Annotated in this window: 16 protein-coding genes and 1 tRNA gene; 6 read left to right on the forward strand and 11 right to left on the reverse strand. The window is 70.1% G+C overall.

Features of this window, described 5'->3' with window-relative positions:
- The first annotated feature begins 20 nt into the window (after positions 1-20).
- Positions 21-1,280 (forward strand): MFS transporter, encoded by a 1,260-nt coding sequence (locus AB0G17_RS15410; RefSeq protein WP_361381742.1) that lies wholly within the window; start codon positions 21-23, stop codon positions 1,278-1,280.
- Between the two features lie 110 nt (positions 1,281-1,390).
- Here AB0G17_RS15410 and AB0G17_RS15415 read toward each other — a convergent pair whose 3' ends face one another.
- The 4 genes from AB0G17_RS15415 to AB0G17_RS15430 all read right to left on the reverse strand — a co-directional run bounded on the left by AB0G17_RS15415 (position 1,391) and on the right by AB0G17_RS15430 (position 7,374).
- Positions 1,391-2,179, reverse strand: a complete 789-nt coding sequence (locus AB0G17_RS15415) for a S16 family serine protease (protein ID WP_361381484.1) — start codon at positions 2,177-2,179, stop codon at positions 1,391-1,393.
- A gap of 177 nt (positions 2,180-2,356) precedes the next feature.
- Positions 2,357-3,001 carry a helix-turn-helix domain-containing protein gene (locus tag AB0G17_RS15420; RefSeq protein ID WP_190091831.1) on the reverse strand — a complete coding sequence of 215 codons (645 nt, stop codon included), beginning with the start codon at positions 2,999-3,001 and terminating at the stop codon, positions 2,357-2,359.
- Between the two features lie 430 nt (positions 3,002-3,431).
- Positions 3,432-5,216, reverse strand: coding sequence for a DEAD/DEAH box helicase (locus AB0G17_RS15425; RefSeq protein ID WP_361381486.1), 1,785 nt, complete (start codon positions 5,214-5,216; stop codon positions 3,432-3,434).
- A 649-nt stretch (positions 5,217-5,865) separates the two neighbouring features.
- A complete protein-coding gene (locus AB0G17_RS15430) occupies positions 5,866-7,374 on the reverse strand; it encodes an MFS transporter (protein WP_361381488.1) in 1,509 nt (502 codons plus the stop codon).
- Between the two features lie 223 nt (positions 7,375-7,597).
- Between AB0G17_RS15430 and AB0G17_RS15435 the strand changes: the two genes are divergently transcribed.
- Positions 7,598-7,672 (forward strand) — tRNA-Cys (locus tag AB0G17_RS15435).
- A gap of 333 nt (positions 7,673-8,005) precedes the next feature.
- On the opposite strand, the gene AB0G17_RS15440 is transcribed toward AB0G17_RS15435, so the two are convergent.
- The 7 genes from AB0G17_RS15440 to AB0G17_RS15470 form a co-directional block, all read right to left on the reverse strand.
- A complete protein-coding gene (locus tag AB0G17_RS15440; protein WP_361381490.1) occupies positions 8,006-8,560 on the reverse strand; it encodes a hypothetical protein in 555 nt (184 codons plus the stop codon).
- A gap of 26 nt (positions 8,561-8,586) precedes the next feature.
- Positions 8,587-10,896 carry a DUF6571 family protein gene (locus AB0G17_RS15445; RefSeq protein WP_361381492.1) on the reverse strand — a complete coding sequence of 770 codons (2,310 nt, stop codon included), beginning with the start codon at positions 10,894-10,896 and terminating at the stop codon, positions 8,587-8,589.
- Positions 10,897-10,949: 53 nt separating this feature from the next.
- Complete coding sequence (locus AB0G17_RS15450; protein WP_361381494.1) at positions 10,950-11,375, reverse strand: hypothetical protein; 426 nt, start codon at positions 11,373-11,375, stop codon at positions 10,950-10,952.
- Between the two features lie 375 nt (positions 11,376-11,750).
- Complete coding sequence (locus tag AB0G17_RS15455; RefSeq protein ID WP_361381497.1) at positions 11,751-12,230, reverse strand: hypothetical protein; 480 nt, start codon at positions 12,228-12,230, stop codon at positions 11,751-11,753.
- 361 nt (positions 12,231-12,591) lie between these two features.
- Positions 12,592-13,818, reverse strand: a complete 1,227-nt coding sequence (gene mycP / locus AB0G17_RS15460) for a type VII secretion-associated serine protease mycosin (RefSeq protein ID WP_361381500.1) — start codon at positions 13,816-13,818, stop codon at positions 12,592-12,594.
- A gap of 15 nt (positions 13,819-13,833) precedes the next feature.
- A complete protein-coding gene (locus AB0G17_RS15465) occupies positions 13,834-15,399 on the reverse strand; it encodes a hypothetical protein (RefSeq protein WP_361381503.1) in 1,566 nt (521 codons plus the stop codon).
- Between the two features lie 66 nt (positions 15,400-15,465).
- Complete coding sequence (locus AB0G17_RS15470) at positions 15,466-15,996, reverse strand: hypothetical protein (protein ID WP_361381506.1); 531 nt, start codon at positions 15,994-15,996, stop codon at positions 15,466-15,468.
- A gap of 400 nt (positions 15,997-16,396) precedes the next feature.
- On the opposite strand from AB0G17_RS15470, the gene AB0G17_RS15475 reads away from it, so the two are divergent.
- Genes AB0G17_RS15475 through AB0G17_RS15490 form a run of 4 tightly spaced genes read left to right on the forward strand, consistent with a single transcriptional unit; the run spans position 16,397 to position 19,212 of the window.
- Complete coding sequence (locus AB0G17_RS15475; RefSeq protein ID WP_361381509.1) at positions 16,397-16,810, forward strand: hypothetical protein; 414 nt, start codon at positions 16,397-16,399, stop codon at positions 16,808-16,810.
- A gap of 37 nt (positions 16,811-16,847) precedes the next feature.
- On the forward strand, positions 16,848-18,146 hold the full coding sequence (locus AB0G17_RS15480; RefSeq protein ID WP_361381512.1) for a hypothetical protein: 1,299 nt from the start codon (positions 16,848-16,850) through the stop codon (positions 18,144-18,146).
- 29 nt (positions 18,147-18,175) lie between these two features.
- Positions 18,176-18,673, forward strand: coding sequence for a hypothetical protein (locus AB0G17_RS15485; RefSeq protein WP_361381515.1), 498 nt, complete (start codon positions 18,176-18,178; stop codon positions 18,671-18,673).
- 2 nt (positions 18,674-18,675) lie between these two features.
- A complete protein-coding gene (locus AB0G17_RS15490; RefSeq protein ID WP_361381518.1) occupies positions 18,676-19,212 on the forward strand; it encodes a hypothetical protein in 537 nt (178 codons plus the stop codon).
- Positions 19,213-19,522: the final 310 nt, after the last annotated feature.

The raw sequence follows: 19,522 nt of genomic DNA on the forward strand, positions 1-19,522 counted from the left end.
GTACACGCACACGTACTCCGCTGGCCGCGGTCCTGACGGCCAACACCATTTCCACCGCGGGCAGTTCGCTGACGCTCATCGGCGTGCCGTGGTTCGTCCTGGAGACTACCGGCAGCGCCGGGCGGGCCGGGGTGGTGGCGTTCTGCGCCACCCTGCCGATCGTGGTGGCCGCGCTGATCGGGGGACCAGTCATCGACCGGCTGGGGCGACGCCGGGTGAGCATCGGCTCCGACCTCGTCTGCGCGCTCGCCGTCGGCGCCGTCCCGCTGCTCCACTTCGCGGGCGCGCTCCACTTCTGGCTGCTGTGCGCGCTGATGGCGCTCGAAGGGCTGGCCGCGACGCCCGGCCGGACCGCCCGTTACGTCCTGGTCCCCGACCTCGCCGAACGCGCCGGTACGACCCTGACCCGCGCGGCCAGCCTCTTCGACGCCGTGCAGCGCGGCGCCAGGATGGCGGGGGCCGCGCTCGCCGGGCTGCTGATCGCGCTGGTCGGCGCCGAGTCCGTACTGCTCCTGGACGCGGCGACGTTCGGCACGTCCGCGCTGCTCGTCGCCGTCGGCGTGCGCGGCCTCCGCGCGGCCGAGCCGGTACGGGACGCGGCGCCGGTCTCCCTCGTCACCTACCGGGCCGAAGTCCGCGAGACGTACACCTTCCTGCTGCGCGCCCGGCTGCTGCTCGCGGTCACCGTGATGGTCATGGTCACCAACGGCCTCGACCAGGGCTGGAATGCCGTCCTGCTGCCGGTGCACGCCGAGCGCGACCTGGGCGGCTCCACCCAACTGGGGCTGCTCACCGCCTCGTTCGGCGCGGGCGGACTGTTCGGTGCGCTGCTGTACGGGGTGGTGGGCCACCGGTTCCCCCGGCGCGCGGTGTTCACCGCCGCCTTCGTCCTGGCGGGCGCGCCCCGCTTCGTGGTCGCCGCGCTGACCGGCTCGGCGCTGCCGCTCGCCGCCACGATGGCGCTCGGCGGCCTCGCGGGCGGCATGCTCAACCCGATCCTGACGACGATCACGTACGAACGCGTCCCCCAGGAGCTGCGCAGCCGGGTGTCCGGCGCGCTCACGGCCGGGTGCGAGCTGGCGATGCCCCTCGGCGGCCTCGGCGCGGGCCTGCTGGTGGACGGCGTGGGGGCACGGGGCGCGCTGCTGGTGGTGGGCGCGGTGTACCTGGCGACGACGCTGAGCCCACTGGTGTTTCCGGCGTGGCGCACGATGGACGCGCAACTCCCGCCGCAGGGCGATGAGTTGAAGCGCGCGGCCACGGCAGGCGCCACCGGCTAGCGGATCGGGACGCAGCCACCGCAGCCCTCACCGGCCAGCGGATCGGGACACCGCCGCCACAGGCGTCACGGGCTAGCCCTCGGGACGCAGGCCCCCGCAAGCGTCACGGGCTAGCAGCTCGGGACGTCGCCGCCCTTGTCCAGGGCCTTCAGGGCCGACACCGCGCCCGACAGGGTGGTGACGGGGACCAGCCGGAGCCCCTTCGGCAGCTCGGCGCGGGCGTCCGAGCACTCCGCCTTCGGCACGAGGAACACGGTCGCGCCGTCCCGCCGCGCGGCCTGCGTCTTGAGCGAGACGCCGCCGACCGCGCCGACATCGCCGTCCGCGTCGATCGTGCCCGTACCGGCGATCGTACGGCCGCCGGTGAGCTCGCCGCCGGAGCCGTTGCCGTCGAGCTTGTCGACGATGCCGAGGGAGAAGAGCAGGCCCGCGCTGGGCCCGCCGACATCGGCCAGGTTCAGCTTGACCTTGACCTGGTTCGGGCCGAGGTGGAGGTAGTTCAGGGCGGCCGCGGTGGCGCTGTCCTGCGACTCCTTCATCTCGGCCCGGTTGTGCTCGGTGATCTCCTTGTCGCTGCCGCCGCTCGGGTAGACCGAGTTGCGGGGCATGACGGCCTGGTCGGTACGGAACCAGGCGCGCACCACGTCCGCGATCCCCACGTCGGCGGACGGCCCGGTCGCCTCGATGGTCGTCATCCGCAGCTGCCCGGTGGTGTGCCGGGCTGGCTTGCCCTCGATGGTGATCACCGGTGTGCCCTGGTCGTCCCCGAGCACGTTCGCGGTCAGCCCCGGCTGTGCCACCGAGAACGGCAGCGGCGCGAAGCCGACGACGGCGAGCAGCGCGACGACGGGGGCGGAGCCGATGGCGAGGTTGCGGAGGCGTGAGTGACGGGGATGCACGCACCCAATGTATCGGGGCGCGTGTGGCTGCTGACCGGGGCTCCGCCCCGGGCCCCGGTCGCGGCGCCGCCGCACACGGGCGCTCTGCCCGCGCACACCCGCTCCTCGACCGCCGGAGAGGCCGATTCCTCTACCGATTCCTCTACCGCTTCTTCCACCGCTTCTTCCACCGCTCTTCTACCGCAGCGCGTCCGCGACCTCCCGTGCCGCGTCCACCACCCTCGGACCGACCCGCTCCGGTACGGCGTCCGCGAGCATGACCACGCCCACGCTGCCCTCTATCCCCGTGACCCCGACCAGCGGCGCGGCGGCACCGCTCGCCCCGGCCTCCAGCTCGCCGTGGGTGAGCGTGAAGCCCGGGTCGACGAGGCCGCCGGCCTGGCGGGCGGAGAGGATGGCGCGGCCCGCGGCGCCCCGGTCCAGCGGGTGGCGGAAGCCGGCCCGGTAGGCCACGTGGTAGTCGGTCCAGGTCGGCTCGACGACGGCGACGGCGAGCGCGTCGGCCCCGTCGACCAGCGTGAGGTGCGCGGTCGCCCCGATGTCCTCGGCGAGCGAGCGCAGCGCGGGCAGGGCCGCCTCCCGTACGAGGGGATGGACCTGCCGGCCGAGCCGCAGCACGCCGAGGCCGACCCGGGCGCGGCCGCCCAGATCACGTCGTACGAGAGCGTGCTGTTCCAGTGTGGCGAGCAGACGGTAGACCACCGTCCGGTTGACGCCGAGTTTGTTGGACAACTCGGTGACGGTCAGGCCGTGGTCGGTGTCGGCGAGCAGTTTGAGGACACGCAGTCCCCGGTCGAGCGTCTGAGAGGTCTCCGCGGTCACGACGCCCACTCCTTATGGTGAGTCGCGGCGGCTCCCCACGGGATCGCGGCACCGGTCCCATCGGCGACGCGCACAGAGGCCGCCGGCAGGCCATGGCACCGGCTGCGCTCCGCGGCGGCGCTGCCACGGGGCGTTTTGCATGGCGGGACAGTAGCGATCGGTCCCGCTCAGCGGAAGCCCTCGTCCAGAATCCGGGCGCGCACGTTGACGACCCGGGGCATTGCTCCTGGTTCGGGACCTGATTCCAGGGTGCCCGGGGGCTTGGCCACCGCGGCCGACTTTGCCGTCCGATGACCGATGGGGGTACGGCTGCTTCCCGTCCCCGGAGGCAGAGAGGGCGGAGCCCGGAGAGTCGCGACCGGGCCCCGCCGAGCACGCACCGAGGCCAACTCCCGTACGCGGACGCCTGCTTCCTACGCCCCGGCCGGAGTCACTTCATCCGCGTGGCCCACTCCTGCACCTTCTTGATCCGCTCCCGGATCTGCCCGGCCGTGGCCTCGGCGCTCGGCGGCCCGCCGCACACCCGTCGCAGCTCGGTGTGGATGACGCCGTGCGGCTTGCCGCTCTGGTGGACGTACGCGCCGACCATCGTGTTCAGCTGCTTGCGCAGCTCAAGGAGCTCCTTGTGGGAGACGACGGGCCGCCGCTCGGCGGGCATCTCCAGGAGGTCGGCCTGGTCGGCGGGCTTCTGCCGGCTGTGCGCGATCTGCCGGGCCTGCCGCTTCTGGAGGAGCAGCTGCACCTGATCGGGTTCGAGGAGCCCGGGGATGCCGAGATAGTCCTGCTCTTCCTCGCTCCCCGGGTGGGCCTGCATGCCGAACTCGGCGCCGTCGTACAGCACCCGGTCGAAGACGGCGTCGGACTCCAGGGCCTCGAAGGGGAGCATGTCCTGCTCGCCGGTGTCCTCGTCCTGCTGCTTCTCGGCCTCGGCGAGGAGCTTGTCCTCCTCGGCGTACGGGTCCTCCTCGCCGTCCTTCTTGGGCTTGTCGAGCACGTGGTCGCGCTCGACCTCCATCTCGGAGGCGAAGCTCAGCAGGGTCGGGATGGTGGGCACGAAGACGGAGGCGGTCTCGCCGCGCCGCCGCGACCGTACGAAACGGCCGACGGCCTGGGCGAAGAAGAGGGGGGTGGAGATGGTGGTGGCGTACACACCGACGGCGAGCCGGGGAACGTCGACACCCTCGGACACCATCCGAACGGCGACCATCCACCGGTCGTCGCTGTGAGTGAACTCGTCGATCTTCTTCGAGGCACCGTTGTCGTCGGAGAGAACGACGGTCGCCTTGTTGCCGGTGATCTCCCGGAGGAGCTTGGCGTAGGCGCGGGCGGAGTCCTGGTCGGAGGCGATGACTAGGGCGCCGGCGTCCGGGATGCCCTTGCGGACCTCGGTCAGCCGCTGGTCGGCGGCGCGCAGCACGTTCGGCATCCAGTCGCCGCGCGGGTCGAGCGCGGTGCGCCAGGCCTGCGAGATGGCGTCCTTGGTGAGGGGCTCCCCGAGCCGCGCCTCGATCTCGTCCCCGGCCTTGGTGCGCCAGCGCATGTTGCCGCTGTAGGAGAGGAAGATGACGGGCCGCACGACGCCGTCGCCGAGGGCGTTGCCGTACCCGTACGTGTAGTCGGCGGAGGACCGCCGGATCCCGTCGTTGCCTTCCTCGTACGTGACGAAGGGGATGGGATTGGTGTCGGAGCGGAAGGGGGTGCCGGTGAGGGCGAGACGCCGGGTGGCGGGATCGAAGGCTTCGAGGCAGGCCTCGCCCCACGACTTGCTGTCGCCGGCGTGGTGGATCTCGTCGAGAATGACGAGGGTCTTGCGCTGCTCGCACCGGTTGCGGTGGAGCATGGGGCGCACGCCGACACCGGCGTACGTCACGGCGACCCCGTGGTACTCCTTGCTCAGCGGCCCCGCGCTGTAGTCGGGATCCAGCCGGATGCCTATCCGCGCCGCGGCCTCCGCCCACTGCTTCTTCAGGTGCTCGGTCGGCGCGACGACGGTGATCTGCTGCACGACGTGGTGGTGCAGCAGCCACGACGCGAGAGTCAGCGCGAACGTCGTCTTGCCGGCGCCGGGCGTGGCGACGGCGAGGAAGTCACGCGGCTGCTCCTGGACGTACTTCTCCAGCGCCCCCTGCTGCCAGGCACGCAGCTTGTTGGCCGTACCCCAGGGGGCACGCCCGGGAAAGGCGGGTGAGAGGTGGTGGGAGGCGGTAGTAGTCACGGTCTCCGGTTCGTGCGGTCGGGGCGGCGGCGCGGGCTTGGCTGTTGTGGTCGGGGTTGCGGTCACGTACGTACGACAACCGGGCCACCTTACCGGTGGGCTGGGGGCGATTCGGGGTCGACGGGGCGGGTGGGGGGTGGGGGGTGAGCGGGTTCACAGGGGTTGGGGTCTCCCCACCCCGCCCCTTCCCTGAAGCCCTCGGCCGGGCGGCTGGGTGCTTCGCCTGCGGGCCGGTGGGGGCTGGTCGCGCAGTTCGCCGCGCCCCTGAATGCGCCCCTGCGGGGCGCCCCTATAGGGGCGCGGGGAACTGCGCGAGCAACCGACCACGACCAAAACGCAGACGAACGGGGACCCGGGGGGGGCGAAGCCCCCGGTAGCCCAACCACCCCCTGCACGGGGTCCGGGGGGGGCAGAACCCCCGGTAGCCCACTCACCCCCTGCACGGGGTCCGGGGGGCAGAGCCCCTCTAACCCACCCACCCCACCAGGTCCGGGGCGGAGCCCCGAAGCGGGGTGCAGGGGCCGCAGGCCCCGCAACAGGGGTCCGGGGGTGCAGCCCCTGCAACAGGGGTCCGGGGGCGCAGCCCGCGGGAAACCTCCACCCCCCACCCACCCCCGGAGGGTTTAGGGAAGGGGCGGGGAGGGGCAACTCACCGCTCCCCCAGCCGCACCCCCACCCAAGCCCCCACCACCGCAACCCCCGCCATCGGCAGAAACACCGCCGCGAAGGCCCCCGGATGCCCAGCCGAACCACCCACCACCACCGCGTCATGCGCGGCCCCCACCGACCCGCCCCCCAGCGCCGCGAACGCCGCCCCACCCCCCGCGAGCAGCAGCACGTTCGACAGGCCGTCCGAGATCTGGAGGGCCGCCGAGTTCGCCCCCGCCTCCTCCGGCGCCGACAGCTTCAGCAGCAGCACACTCGTGGAGGCGATGACCATCCCCATCCCGAAGCACCCCACGCCCCAGGCGACCGCCACCACCCACACCGGCACCCACGAGAGCAGCACGGTCGGCGCCGTGGCGATGGCCGAGGCGACCATCAACATCCCCACCACCATCAGCCGCTCCCGGTACGGCTCGGCCCACGGCCGGGCCTGCACGTACGACCCGAGCGCCCATGTCGCCCCGCCCGCCGCCAGCGAGAACCCGGCCATCGTCGGCGACAGCCCCCGCTGCGTCACCAGCATCAGCGGTACGAACGACTCCGCCGCGATGAACGACCCCGCCGCGATCCCCCGCAGCAGCACCACGGACGGCAGCCCGCGCGCCGCCCGGTACGTCCCGCGCGGCAGCAGCGCGCGCCGCCCCGCGACGGCGGGCACCAGCAGCGCGAAGCCCACGGCGGCGGGTAGCAGCGACAGCCACCGCAGGTCCTGCCCGGCGTACTGGAGGAGCCCCGCCCCCAGCGAGATCATCAGCGCGAGCCGGATCCGCCGCCGGTCGAACGCCTCCACCGGCGCCGAGGGATCGGCGGGCCCGGAAGCCATGCGCCGGATCGCGGGCAGCGCGAGCGCGAGCGGAAAGGCGACAAGCGCGGGGATCCCCACGAACACCCACCGCCACCCGAGGTGCTCGGTGACGCTGCCCGCGGCCAGCGGCCCGACCACCGACGGCACGACCCAGCTCGCCGCGAACGCCGCCATGATCGCGGGCCGCATCGGCTCCGGGTAGGCGCGCCCGACGACGACGTACAGCGCCACGATGACCAGCCCGCCCCCGAGCCCCTGGACGGCCCGCCCGGCGATGAACGTCCACATGTTGACCGCCGTCCCGGACAGCAGCAGCCCCGCCCCGAACGCCGATATCCCCACCGCGAGCGCCCCCAGCGGCCCCCGCCGGTCGGCCCACTGCCCGGCGACGACCATCCCGAACAGGCTGGTCGTGAAGTACGAGGAGAAGGCGAACGCGTACAGCGACACCCCGTCCAACTCCCGCGCCGCGACCGGCATGGCGGTCCCGACGGCGGTCGCCTCGAAGGCGATGAGGAGGACGACGGCGATGGTGCCGATGCTGAGAGCGCGGTGGGTTTTGCCGAGGATGCCGGGGGTGCCGGGGGCGCCGGGGCCGGAGGGGGCGGAGCCGGAGGGGTCGGGGCCGGAGGGGCGGGGGGTACGGGACGAGGTGACATCCGCGTCGGCTGATTCCAGGGCGCTCATGGGCCCACAGTAAGGCTCAAGAACCCCTATGACCCCTGTCCGGAGACGCCCCCCACCTCAGCATTAGGTCGTACGCCCCAGGCCCCACACCCACCCAGCTCCGCCACCGCATCCCCCTCCCTTCCCCCACACACATGAACGCAACATGGCAGTCCCATTGCAGCCCCCGAGCTCCCCTTCCCCCCTCCTCCCCCGCCCCCTACGGTCGAAGAAGTCACCACCCGACCGTGTGCCCGAGTGGCTGAGGGGCTCGCCTGCAAAGCGAGTTACGCCGGTTCGATTCCGGTCACGGTCTCCACGCCCACCCGAGAGTGGGCGCCCCTGGGCGCAGGGGCGCCCGCTCTTGCCGCTTACAGCCTCAGGCCACCGGTTCCAGGACCAGCGGATCCGGCAACCCACCGGAGTTCCCGCAACCCACCTCCTTCACGACCTTGAGCGACGCGGCATACAACACGCTCAGGGACGCCTCCTGGAACTCCCGTGTGTTCAGCGTCGTCCGATGGCCGTGGCATCCACCCGGCCATCGTTCCGAACAGGCCGTGAAGCCCCCGCGATCCAGGCACACCTCAGCCCACGCACAAGGCTTCCCTTCTCCCTCGATCAACAGACATGAAGCCCCGGCGCCCTGATGTCAGGCCCCCTTCGCGCATTTCAGGCCCCGGTCGGCGAACTGCACGTACTGCTTCATCAAGGACGCCAGAACATCCCTGGTCTTCCGATTGTCCGGAGCCTTGTTCGCGTTGATCTCCAGCACCACGTATCTCTCCGACTTGTCCAGGGCGGAATCCTGCCCCCTCGGCAAGTCGGGCCGCTCGCACAAGATGACGGAGGTCACGCCCGTCTTCCAGATGAAGCCTTCGTCACCTATCGCGATTCGCGTCGCGGAGTTTCCTCGGGAAGCCCAGTCATCACCCTTCCCCCTGCTGCGGCGTTGGGCGAAGGCTCGAAAGCCTTCCTTCCCATCCACCAATACCTTGCAGGCGACAGACGGCCGGTACCGGGAGCGAAACACATCGAACGTCGGCCCATCCGGCATCAGCACTTGCGCCTGCTTGCCGGTCGGCAGGAGCGGGGCGACGGTGCTGCCGGTGAATTCGCCCCAGCAGAGGCTTCCCGGAAGGCTCGGTACGGACTCCTTCTCCTTGCCCGAACAGCTACTGAGCACGAGCAGAGCGGCCATCGACACGGCCGATATCCTGCCCACGCCTCTGATCACTTCGCTCCGCCCTTCGAGGCGCTCGCCGCGTGACCGCGACCGTCCGCGAAAGCGTCACCCGTCTGGGAAGAAGCCAATCCCTGGTACTCCCGTACATCGCGGATCGGCACTCCGGCACTCCTGCCTGCGTTCCCCACCGCGGCCGACGCGGCATCGCTGGCGCCCTTCTCGGCATGGGAATACGCTGCGGCCGCTTCCTGACTGGCTTCCGCCGAAGTGTCTCTCTGGTGGCTGTCCACGACGGCCTTCGTAATGTCGTCCTTCAGCCACCCCACCGCTTCCCCGCCGACTGGCAGCAGCTCGATGAACTTCCCTCCCACGCCGTCGACTACCCGGTTGACCCAGTCGGCCTTCTCCTGAAGCGCTTCGTTGAACTGGGAGTCGTCCGCCGAGTGCTTGTCGAAGATCGCCTCGACCCGGGCCTGGGCCATCATTCCGGCGATCTGGCCGCCGGGGTGAACCGCGTTGATCACGGCGGCTCCCACGTCCGACCCGTGGTTCTCCGGATGAGCGAAAACATCGCGCACCAGCAACGTGGTGTACGCCTGCTGCGCATTGGTGATCGAACCGTACGCCTCCGGGTCCTGCGCCACCGCGCCGAGGAAGTGCCCCATCACTCCCTTGTCGAAGTGCGCCTGTACCCCGACCACCTTGGCCTGGTGCGCCCCGTCCTCGGTCGCCGCCTGAAGGTCCGGCATGTATTCGGCGGCCATGTTCCCGAAGTTCCCCGACAACCCCTCCAGCGGGCCGGGCTTCTCCCCCTCGCCCAGCACCAGCTGCGGCTCGCCCCCCACCTTCGAGACAACCCGCTCCATCACGCCGGCCATCTGCTCCGTATGCTCCACGGGCCTCGCGTTCTCATCGCCCACCACCCGCCCCGTGACCGCCGCCTCCAGCGCGTTCCCGGTTGCCGTCTGGAGGGGGGTCGGGAGGGGGCCGTCGGTGGGGGCCGCGTCGAACCAGTCCGCTGTCGGCTTGCGGTCCAGGGCGTAGTCGACCATCCCCTGGGGGCGGCCCTGGTCACCGGAGACCGGCTTGTCGTCGGTGGTGACGATCCCGTCCCCGTCGCTGTCCTCGCGTACGGGCTCGTTGAAGAAGGCCGTGGCCGCCTCCGGGTTGTTGCCCAGGGCCTGCATCAGACCGGTCATGGGGTCGAAGCCGCGGCCGCCCCCCTTGTCGAGGTTGAGGGCCAGCGCCGGGGCGGTCGGGACGTTCCCCTCCCAGATACCGGGGTCCTTGTGCTCCATCCCGACCATGTCGCGCCCGATCGGGACCAGGAACTCCTTGTCGTACTGCCCGTGCCGCAACAGCGCACCGAGCGCCTGGTACCCGTACACCTTCGCGCCGATGCCCGTAACCCCCGGGATGTCGATCCGCTTGTGGCCGGCCCGCATCATGTCGAGGGTCCAGGAGGCGTCCAGGTGGCCGCGCGTCCGATGGTCGGTGGCGACGCCCAGCATCTCGCCCATGTCGTCCTGGAGGCCGTGCACCATCGCGACCCGGTCCCGCCCGGCCGCGCCCAGACCCGTCGCGTCCAGCGACATCTTCGTGTACAGCTCCAGCGTGCCGTCCGCGCCCATCCGGCGGTAGAAGGCGGTGGCGAACTCCGGGTCCTTCGCGTTGTCGTGCACGAGCTCCCGGAGCCGGCGAAGGGCCTCGACGTTACGCGCCACGCCCCCGGCCCCGGTGGCCTGGCGGGCCAGCTCGACGGCCCGAGCCGCCTTCTCGTCCTCCAGGTCGTGGAACTTCGGCGCGGCGAAGTCGTTCTCGCCACCGGCGTTCCCCGCGAGCGCCCGCCGCAGCGACTCGTCCGCCTCGCCGCACTCCTCCACGATCGCCTTGATACGACGCTGCCACTCGGCGACGGCGTCGTTCTGCCGCTTGAGTTCGGGATCGAGGGAGACGCCGGGGGTGGTGTGGTGCGCGGAGTAGTCCGCGGCGACGGAGTAGCGGGCGGTGACGTTGCCACGGGAGTCGACGACGATGCCGGACTTCTCCGAGCCGTCGACGATCTTCTGTAACTCGTCCTTGGCCCGCTTGAACGCCCCGTACCCATCCGCCAGGACCGCGTGGATCCCCTTCGCCTCCGCCGCCGCGTCCTCGAACTCGTTGGCCGTCTTGTCGATGAACCGCCGGGTCACGCCCGCGTTCACCCCGGCCCAGTCAGCCGCGTCCGCGTGGGCCTTCATCCCCTTGCGAGCCTCTTCGGCGAGGGTCTTCAGCTTGGTGACCATGTCCGACCAGTCGTCGACCGCCGTCTTCAGCTTGTCGAGCGGGGAGTTCACCACGTCGTCGTACGTGAGCATGTCCTCGTACCGACCCCTACTTCAGGTACTCGTCGATCACTTCAGGTACTCGTCTACTTCAGGTACTCGTCGATCCGCGACACCGCGATCAGCTCGCCGCCAATGCGTTGGTCGTCCTTGGCGTGGGCGGCCAACGAGTAGTCGAGGTGGTTGGAGATCTGCGCGCAGGCGTCGCTGAGCGTGCGGAGCTGGGTGTCCCACTTGGTGCGGACCTTCGCGAGTTCGGCGCCGCAGGTGAAGTTGCGGGCGCTGAGCGCGGTCGCGGCGGCGCCGGTGGATTCGCGGGCGTGATTGCCGTCGCGCCTGAGCCCGTCGTGGAGTTTGAAGGCGTCCCCGCCGACGACGCCGAGGTCGTCGCGCCGGACGCTGAGGTCGGCGGCGGCCGGGCCGCCAGGCCCGTCGTCGACGCGGTTCAGCCGCATCGCCACATTCGCGGCCGCACTCGCCTGCGCCTGGCGCCACTCTTCCTCGAACGACATGCGGACCCCAGCCCCCGTACGCCCCCGGACGACTCCTTACCGCTTCCAAACCGTACGGACGGCCCGCTCTTCGCGCCAGCACATGCTCCGGCTATGGGCGGACGTGGCCGTTTCATCCCCCCTGAATGGCTGGGATGGGGCGGATGGGTTGACGGGGGTGCCCGGTTCTACGTGGTTCTTAGCGGGCTTCTACGTGGTACGGCGCCCCCGCGACCGCGCGTCGTAGGCTTGCCCTCCCGGGCCTCCCGGGCCTCCCGGTCGACGAGGTCCCGGAACCCGCATGCCGACCTTTTGTTCGACGAGGGGGGCGTACGGGTTCCAGGTAGCAGGATCACGGTGATCGACGCTGTAGACCATGCCGCGCAGCAACTCCTCTCACGGCAGGTCGGTGCGTCCCAGCCATGCCGGTTTCACCGGCACGCCATCCTCGTCGCGCGCCACCGACGGCGGCGACGGCGGCGACGGGGGCGGTGGCGGCGACGGGGGCGGTGGCGGGAACTCCGGCGTCGATGTCGGTGTCGTGGCCGACAGCGCCTCAACCGCGACTGGCTCATCGCTGACCCGTTCCGCTGGTGCAGGGCGGTCGGTGTCGTCCAAGAGTTCGACAGCGGAGAAGCGAGTGGCGTGGGACTGCCACGCGCCGTCGACAACCAGCAGAAATCCATCACCGTCGCGAAAGAGACGGCGACGCTTGGGGCTCCTGGGGTGCGCCGGAGTGTAGGCACGCGCCCGCCTCTCCAGCTCCGCCAGAGCCATCTCACGCCCACCCTCCACGTGCGCCATCACGTAGGCCTCGGTGTGTTTGCGCTCCCCCATGCCGATCGTTGTCTCCAGGACCAGTCCCCACGTCGCCATGACCGTCCCCCTTCCCTCTTCCCATCGAGCAGTAGCAGATCGGCAGACATCATGCGTTCCGCGGTCTCACCGTCCAGGTCGTGGTGGATCGCGCTGCGTTCCTGAGCCGCCGGAACAATCAGGCCGCTGCCACGTTCAAGCGCGACGGACACAGCCGCCTGACGTCCATCACATACGGGATATTCACTCCGCGTCGGCTTTCGCAGCCGCAGGTGGCCGCAGATGCCGCCGGAGCGGGCGGACCCGACAGGGGCCGCCCTTCGTGGTGACCACCCTCCGGGGCTGAGTCGTGCCCCTGGCGGGTGCGAGGCGTTGAGCTGGGCGAAAGGCAGTGGGTCCAACGAGCCTTTCTGCTGTCGCTCTACGTGGTGTGGCGCCGACGTGACCGTACGAGCGGTACCGCCACGGCCGCCCCGACGACGACCACCGCCCCCAGCCCGATCCACAGGCCTGTGTTGCTGCCGCTGTCTCCGTCGGTGGTGCTGGACGATGATTGCGGGGCTGAGGGCTTGGGGGTGGGGGCTCCCGAAGAAGCCTTAGGGGAAGGCGAGTTGGCGTTGGTTGCGGCCAGGTCGGGGAGCGGGTACTCGTTCGCCGGGCCGGGGTCGCCGGGGTTCGTCAGAGCGATACGGGGGCGGACGACCCCGTACCCGATGTAGTCACTGCGCTTGTCCCCGTTCTTGGGGCCGCCGGCCGTGTTGAGCATGACGCGGAGGACCTGATTGTTGGTCCACTGGGGGTATTTGGACCAGATGAGGGCGGCGGAGGCGGAGGCCAGGGCGGTGGCGTCGCTGGTGCCGTGGCTCAGGCAGATGTTGGTGCCGCCGCCGCAGGCATGGGTCATCTCGTTACCGGGGGCGGCGAGGTCCACCTGAGGGCCGTGTTCCGACTCCTTGGTCGCTTCGATCTTCTTGTCTACGGCTGACAGGCCCACGACACCGGGGGTTGCGGCCGGGTATTCCACCGGGTTGCCCTCGCCTCCGCTGTTGCCGACACCGGCGAAGATCAAGGCCCCCTTGTCCAAGGCGTACTTCACCGCTTTGGTGAGCTCATCCGAAGTTTCCGGCACAGCCTGTGAAATGTTGATCACCTTGGCGCCATTGTCCGCCGCATAGCGGATCCCCTGGCCCAACTTCTGGAGCCACATAGGGAGATTCGTCAGCTTCGATCCTTCATCGGTCTTCGGGAGCCTCACCGGAAGAATCTTCACACCAGGTGCAAGACCGTAAGACCCGTCTGCTGCCGACCTCTTACCCGTAGCGGCGATCAGCGAGGCAATGCCGGTACCGTGACCGTCCCAGTCGGCATTCTCATCCCCCTGCTTGCCGGAAAGATCAAGACCGGGGAGCACCTGCCCCTTGAGGTCCGCCAGGGTGTCATCAACGCCGGTGTCGATGACGGCGACGGTGATCCCCTTGCCCGTACTGATCTTCCACATGTCGTTCGCCTGCATGGCGTCGAGATGCCACTGGCGCTCGCGGACGGTATCCGCTTGGGCAGGCGCGGCGGCGATGCCCACCAGCAAGGCCCCCAAGGCGACGGACACGGCACGGCCGTGCCTCATGACTCGATGGCTGCTGGTAGGCATGCGCTTCCTTCGGGCTCAGTCGATTACAGGCGGCACAATACGGCGGTCGCTCTGCTGCCAGGTCTCTTCGTCCTCGGTGAGGTAGTCGGGACGCTCGCCTCGGCGCTCGTCCCGCCGCCCGGGGGCACCGTGCGTGGCAGGCGGGATCATGCCGCCTCGCCCGGCCCGGCCTGCCTGAGAGCCGCCTTCCGCATTACGTACGAGACCGGAGCCGCCCTCGGTGAACGGGCGACCGCTACGGGTGCCGGGCTCGGCCGGGCGACCGCCGACGATGCCGCCGGGCTCACCCGCGAGGCGGCGTCCGCCGGAGAACCCGCCTCGGGGGCCTCCCCCGCCGATGCCGCCGCCGGGACCGTGGGCCATAGGGGGTCGGCCCTGCGCCGTACCCTCATGACCGACGACGGTGCCCCTGGGGATGCCGCCCGTCGGACGACCGGTGCTGGGAGGCACCTGACGGCCACCGACGATGCCATTCTCGCGCGGCAGCTTGTTCGCGGGCAGGCCGCCCACGGTGTTCTGGCTCGGCAGTCCGGGTCCGCGGAGGCCTCCTGGTGCCTGCCGTCCACCCACGATCCCAGGAGCCGGTAGCCCGTTCTTTCCACCACCCCCGAAGGGAGACGGGGGCATCACAGGCGGCGGTAGCAAGTTGACGTCCGGCCTGCCGACTGGCGGAGGGGTTGCTGGAACGCCTGGGCCCGTGGGGACCACTGGAGTTGTCGGCGGCAGAGTCTTAAGACTGTTGAGATCGGTACCGACAGGACTGTCATGCAGATGAGTTGGGGGCGTCACGCCGGTCGGCGTCACCGTATGTGTAGACGTTGTCGTGCTGCCCGGCGTCGAGGACGGGATGGAGAGGTGGCCGCCAGTCTGCGGCGACGAAGTCGAGCCTTCGCGGCCCTTGCCAGAAGACGACGTGCCTCCCCCGACGTACTGATTCCCATAGACGGACGGGGCCTGCGGCACAAACACCGCCGGCGGCGGCGGAAACACCGGCGGGCGCAGCGCAGCGATCTGCTCCCCCGAGTGGACATACGTATCCGCCAGCCGCTTCATCTCCCGCACCGCCTCCTGCCGCTGCCCCTCCATCTTCTCGTTGAGGCCGGTCAGCTTGGCCGACGCGTCGCGGGCGTCCTGCTGGCCGTCGGGGTCGTGGTGGGCGGCGACGTACAGCTTCTGGGTGTCGGTGGCTTGCTTCTTGAGGTTCGGGTCGTACTCCGGGACCGAGGACTTGACCTGGGCGATGGCGTTCGAGACGGCGTCGAGGGTGGTCGACGCGGCGTTGCTGTACGCGCCCAGGCCCAGCGTGGCCATCGCCGCGTCGTGACCCCAGTCCGTGAAGGCCTTCGCGCCCTCTCCCGTCCAGACGACGCGGCTCATGTGGGCCTTCAGGTCGTCGCCGATCTCGGTGATCGTCTTGGCCGCGTCGGCGAGCTTCTTGGCGAGGTGGGAGGCCGAGTCGGCCTTCATGCCCTGGACCATGGCCCAGAGCTCTTGGTGCGACTTCTGCTCGAAGTCCGTCCGCTCCACCGGCGGCGCCTTCGGCGCGCCCTGCCCCGGCTCCTGCCCCTTGTTCTCAGCCATCTCTCCGCACCGCCATCCCCTGCAGTCCCAGCCCCATGGAGCCGGCCCCCGTCACGTCGACCCGCATCAGATCGACCCGCCCGTCGCACCCTTGTCCGGCGCCTTCGGCGCACCGGCCGAACCCGGCGCGTCCGCCCCGTACAGTTCCTGCTGCCGGTGCAGCTCACCGGCGATCGCCCGCATCCGGTCGCGGACGTCAGCGTCCACGCCGTCGTACCCGTTCTCCGCCGCCAGTACGGCGATGCACAGGCCCTCGATCTGCATGCCCAGGGCCTTGGAGAGCTGGCCGATCTGGTTGTGGACGACCTCGTACACGCCGTACAGGAACGCGCTCTCCTTCAAGTCCTCCGGACCCAGCTCGGACTTGGCCAGGCGGTCCGCGTCGATCTTCGTCGACGCCGCCTCCGAATCGTTGAGCTTGGTGAGCAGCGCGTCGACCCGCTTCTTGAAGGTGAGCATCGACTCGGCCTCGCGGGCCAAGTCCGCCGCCGCCACCACGGCGGCGCCCGCCGCCGCGCCGATACCTGGCATCAGCCCCAGCACCGGCGCCAGCGCGTTCACCCCGGGCGCCACATCCCCGCCGCCGTCCTGCGCCACAGTTGCCTCCCCGTTTCCCACTGCTACGAGCTTCACTGTAGTCAGCAGCAATGACAGTCGCGACCTTCCCCCGGTTCCCGGACCAGGGGACCCTGCGTGCACATGGCTGCGAATCCCCCTCATCCGCAGGCCTGTTGGCTGGATCACGCCCTCGCTCGGCACCGCTCGACGGCGAACGAGGCCGGTTTCCCGGACCGCCTGAGCTATCGGGCTCTTGCGTGCGCCGTGGCTCCGGTGTTATGCGCGGCTGTACGTTTTTCGGCCATGCGTTTGTTTGGGCCTGCGTAAGCGCACCACGGCCTCATTAGGGTCGCTCACAGTTGAAGGTGTGCGGGGAGGGGCAGTGGGGTTCGACGAAGAGTGGACGGCCGGCAAAGCGGCTGCTCAGGAGCCGGTGAGCATGAGGCTGAACAAGGCGGACGACGGGCCGCTGGGCGGGGGCGGGGGCGGCGACAAGGACCTGAACTCCAGTTCCGCGCGAAAGAAAACCGCGGCGAACGACATCGAGACCGATTTCGAGCCGGGCACGAAGAAGGCCGGGGGCTGGGCCAAGGAGACCACGGGCACCGCCGCGAAGGCCTTCGACGGCTGGGCCACCGCCGCTGGCCTGAACAAGGCCCAGGAGACCTGGGGGAACCAGGCCAAGGCCCTGATGGGGCGGCTGGCCGCGGAGAAGGCCGCGCTGCGTGGCACCAACAGCCTCTTCATCAAGAACGACCAGGCCGTCGGCGACCAGATGGGTGGGCTGTCCCGGCTGTACCAGCTCTCCCAGCCGCCACAGCCGCCGCAGCCGCCGCAGGCACCTCACAACTGACGTCACGGGGAACACGTTGCTGACGTACAAAATGGTCATGAAGGTCGACTTCTCACAGCTGAACACCGCCGCCGACAAGTGGGACGAGATGGCGGGCGAGTTCAAGAAGCTGGAGGACCACTACCGGGACCGGATCCAGAATGTGAGTCTGGACGGGACCTGGACCGGGCAGGCTTCTCTTTACTCGCGGCCGAACTTCGCCACGACCCGCCACGAGTACGCCTCGGCCCAGGTGGAGGCCAAGGCCGTCGCCTCCCTGCTGCGCGACGCGTACGCCCACTTCATCGACCTGAAGAAGAAAGTCGAGCACGCCCGGCAGGACGCCATCGACGCCGGGATGAAGGTGTCCGAGGCCGGTGTCGCCAGCATCGACTTCAGCAAGCTCTCCCCGGCCGGGGCCAACGCCGTCCGCCACGACCCGGATGCGAAGACCATCGAAGCGTCGTGGACCAAGCACATCAACGACGCCGTCGTTGCCGTCGACGAGGCGGACCAGGCGCTGAAGACCGCCCTGGAGGCCGCAGTGGCCGACACCGACTTCAGCGACGGCACCCTGAACGGCTTCAACGCGCACGCCGAAGGCAGCCTTGCAAAGGCCGCGGCTGCAAAGACATCCCAGACCGGCACGAGAACCGACGGGTGGACCGCCGACGGCAAGGCCACGGCTACCGGGCCCGGTGTCGGCGCTTCCACCTCCGGCCCCCAGTACGGCAAGGAAGGCTCGGCCAAGGTGTATGCCGACCTCGGCCATGCGACCGCGAAGGGATCGCTGACCAACGGAGAGTGGAAGCTTTCCGGGATAGCCGACATCTACGGGGGAGCCAGAGCCACCGCGAACTACGGACTCAGTAACAAGGGCGCTGTCGGCAAGGCCGAGGTGTCCGCCGGGATGCGGGGCTTGGCGGAGGGGCGAGCGGAATACGGGGATCTCGGTGGCGTCTACGGGCGGGCCGAGGGGTTCGCTGGTGCCGAGGCCGGAGTCAACGCCAAAGCGACCAAGGACGAGGTGACGGTCGGCGTGAAGGCGTTCGCCGGAAGGAAGGGCAGCGTTGCCGGGGGTGTGGAGTTCGCCGGGATCGGCATCGGCGGGACGGCCGAGGCGGGCGCCGGCGCCGGCGCGGAGGCATGGTGGGGCGTCAAGAAGGACGAGCACGGCGCGTGGCACCTCGGCGGTGACGCATTCATTTCCGACGTCGTGGGCGCGGGAGGGGGAGTCGAGATCACCTTCGACCCGCACAAGTTCGGCAAAGCCGTCGGCGGCGCGGCTGACGCGGTGGGCGGTGCGGTCGGCGGCATCACCGGCTCCATGAAGCACACCGTCAGCAACTGGCTCTGATCTACTTCGCCTTGGAAGGAGGGCCTGAAATGCCCACGACACTCCCTGTGCCGATCGAGTTCCGGCTGCCCGAGGGCTGGCTCCCGGCCCGTCCTGAGGGGACGGACAGCCCCGGATTGGCCTTTGCCGCGGTGCATCCGCAGCCGGATGCCGGATTCGCCGCCAACATCACCATTGACGGTGAGTTCCCACCGGGTGAGGCGACACTGGCCGAGCTGGCTGACGAGTCGGTGGAGCGCCTGCGCGAGGGCGCCGAGTCGGCGGTGGTGATCGACCGTCGCGAGGTCGGCTCCCCAGACGTGCCCGCCCTGACCCAGCGGGTGACTTTCTCGGCCGTCGCCAAAGAAACGCGCCGCGACCTCGTCCAGTCACAGGTGTACCTGTCCGTCGTGGACGTCGAGGATCCGCGCAAGCGTGCGGTGGTCAGACTTGCTCTGACCGCCACGGCGGCCCAGCACGACGAAGTCCTGGGAGACTTCCAGGACTTCATCCGCACCGTTCGCCCGGACACTGGGGTGGGGGAATAGCGGTGGGTGGTCTTCAGGAACGTTGGGCCCGGTTTCGGGACTGGCGGACCGGCACCAAGTACCCCGAGAACGGCGGCGCAGCGCTGTCTGCCACGGAGGTCCGGGCCGCGCTGTTCGCGATCAACGGCTCGGACAAGCCGTACCGGGTGCGCAACGCTCTCCCTGCCGAGAAAGCCGACCTGGTGGCGGAATGGCATGTCCTGGAGCCTGCCTGGGGTTCCGGCCTCTCCCGTAGACAAGTCGAGCGGACTCTCAAAACCCGGATGCGCCTGGACCCGTCAAAACACGAGGTGCTGGTCTGCAACGAACTGCGGGAGGTGACGCGGGCCGGAAAACCACCCGGGCGGATCGTGTCCCGCAAGCGCGGCCGTGGGCCCCGGATCCACATGGTTTCCTGGCGTGCGCACTACGAGCGGGGACCTGACGGCCGTAAGCAGCGGATCGAGGACTTCCGTTTCGACTCGCGGGACATGCGGGATCCCTTGCAGAATGCGATCCTCAGCGCGGGATGGACCTGGCGGGGAGTGTCCAAGTTGTGACCGGCCGGTGAGACACGGGGCCGCGCGAAGCACCCCGCGGCCACTGGCTCCTGGCCCACACCGCCTGAAAACTGGTCCGAGGGCCCAGGCACGACAGCGGCGGCCAAGCTCGACTCCCGCATCTGGATCGCTGGCGCGACCGCGCGGAGTCGAGCGTACCCATCACCGGCAGGCGAGATCATCCGGGCGGAGCATCGGCATGGTGGCCGGCGGAGGCTTCCGGACGACTTCGTGTGCCATCCCTGGGGGGGATCAACTCACTCAGAACCACGACACATGGGCCACCCCGCCCAACACATGTGCCCATACG

It is taken from the genome of Streptomyces sp. NPDC023838, from assembly GCF_040639555.1.
Classification (GTDB): Bacteria; Actinomycetota; Actinomycetes; order Streptomycetales; family Streptomycetaceae; genus Streptomyces.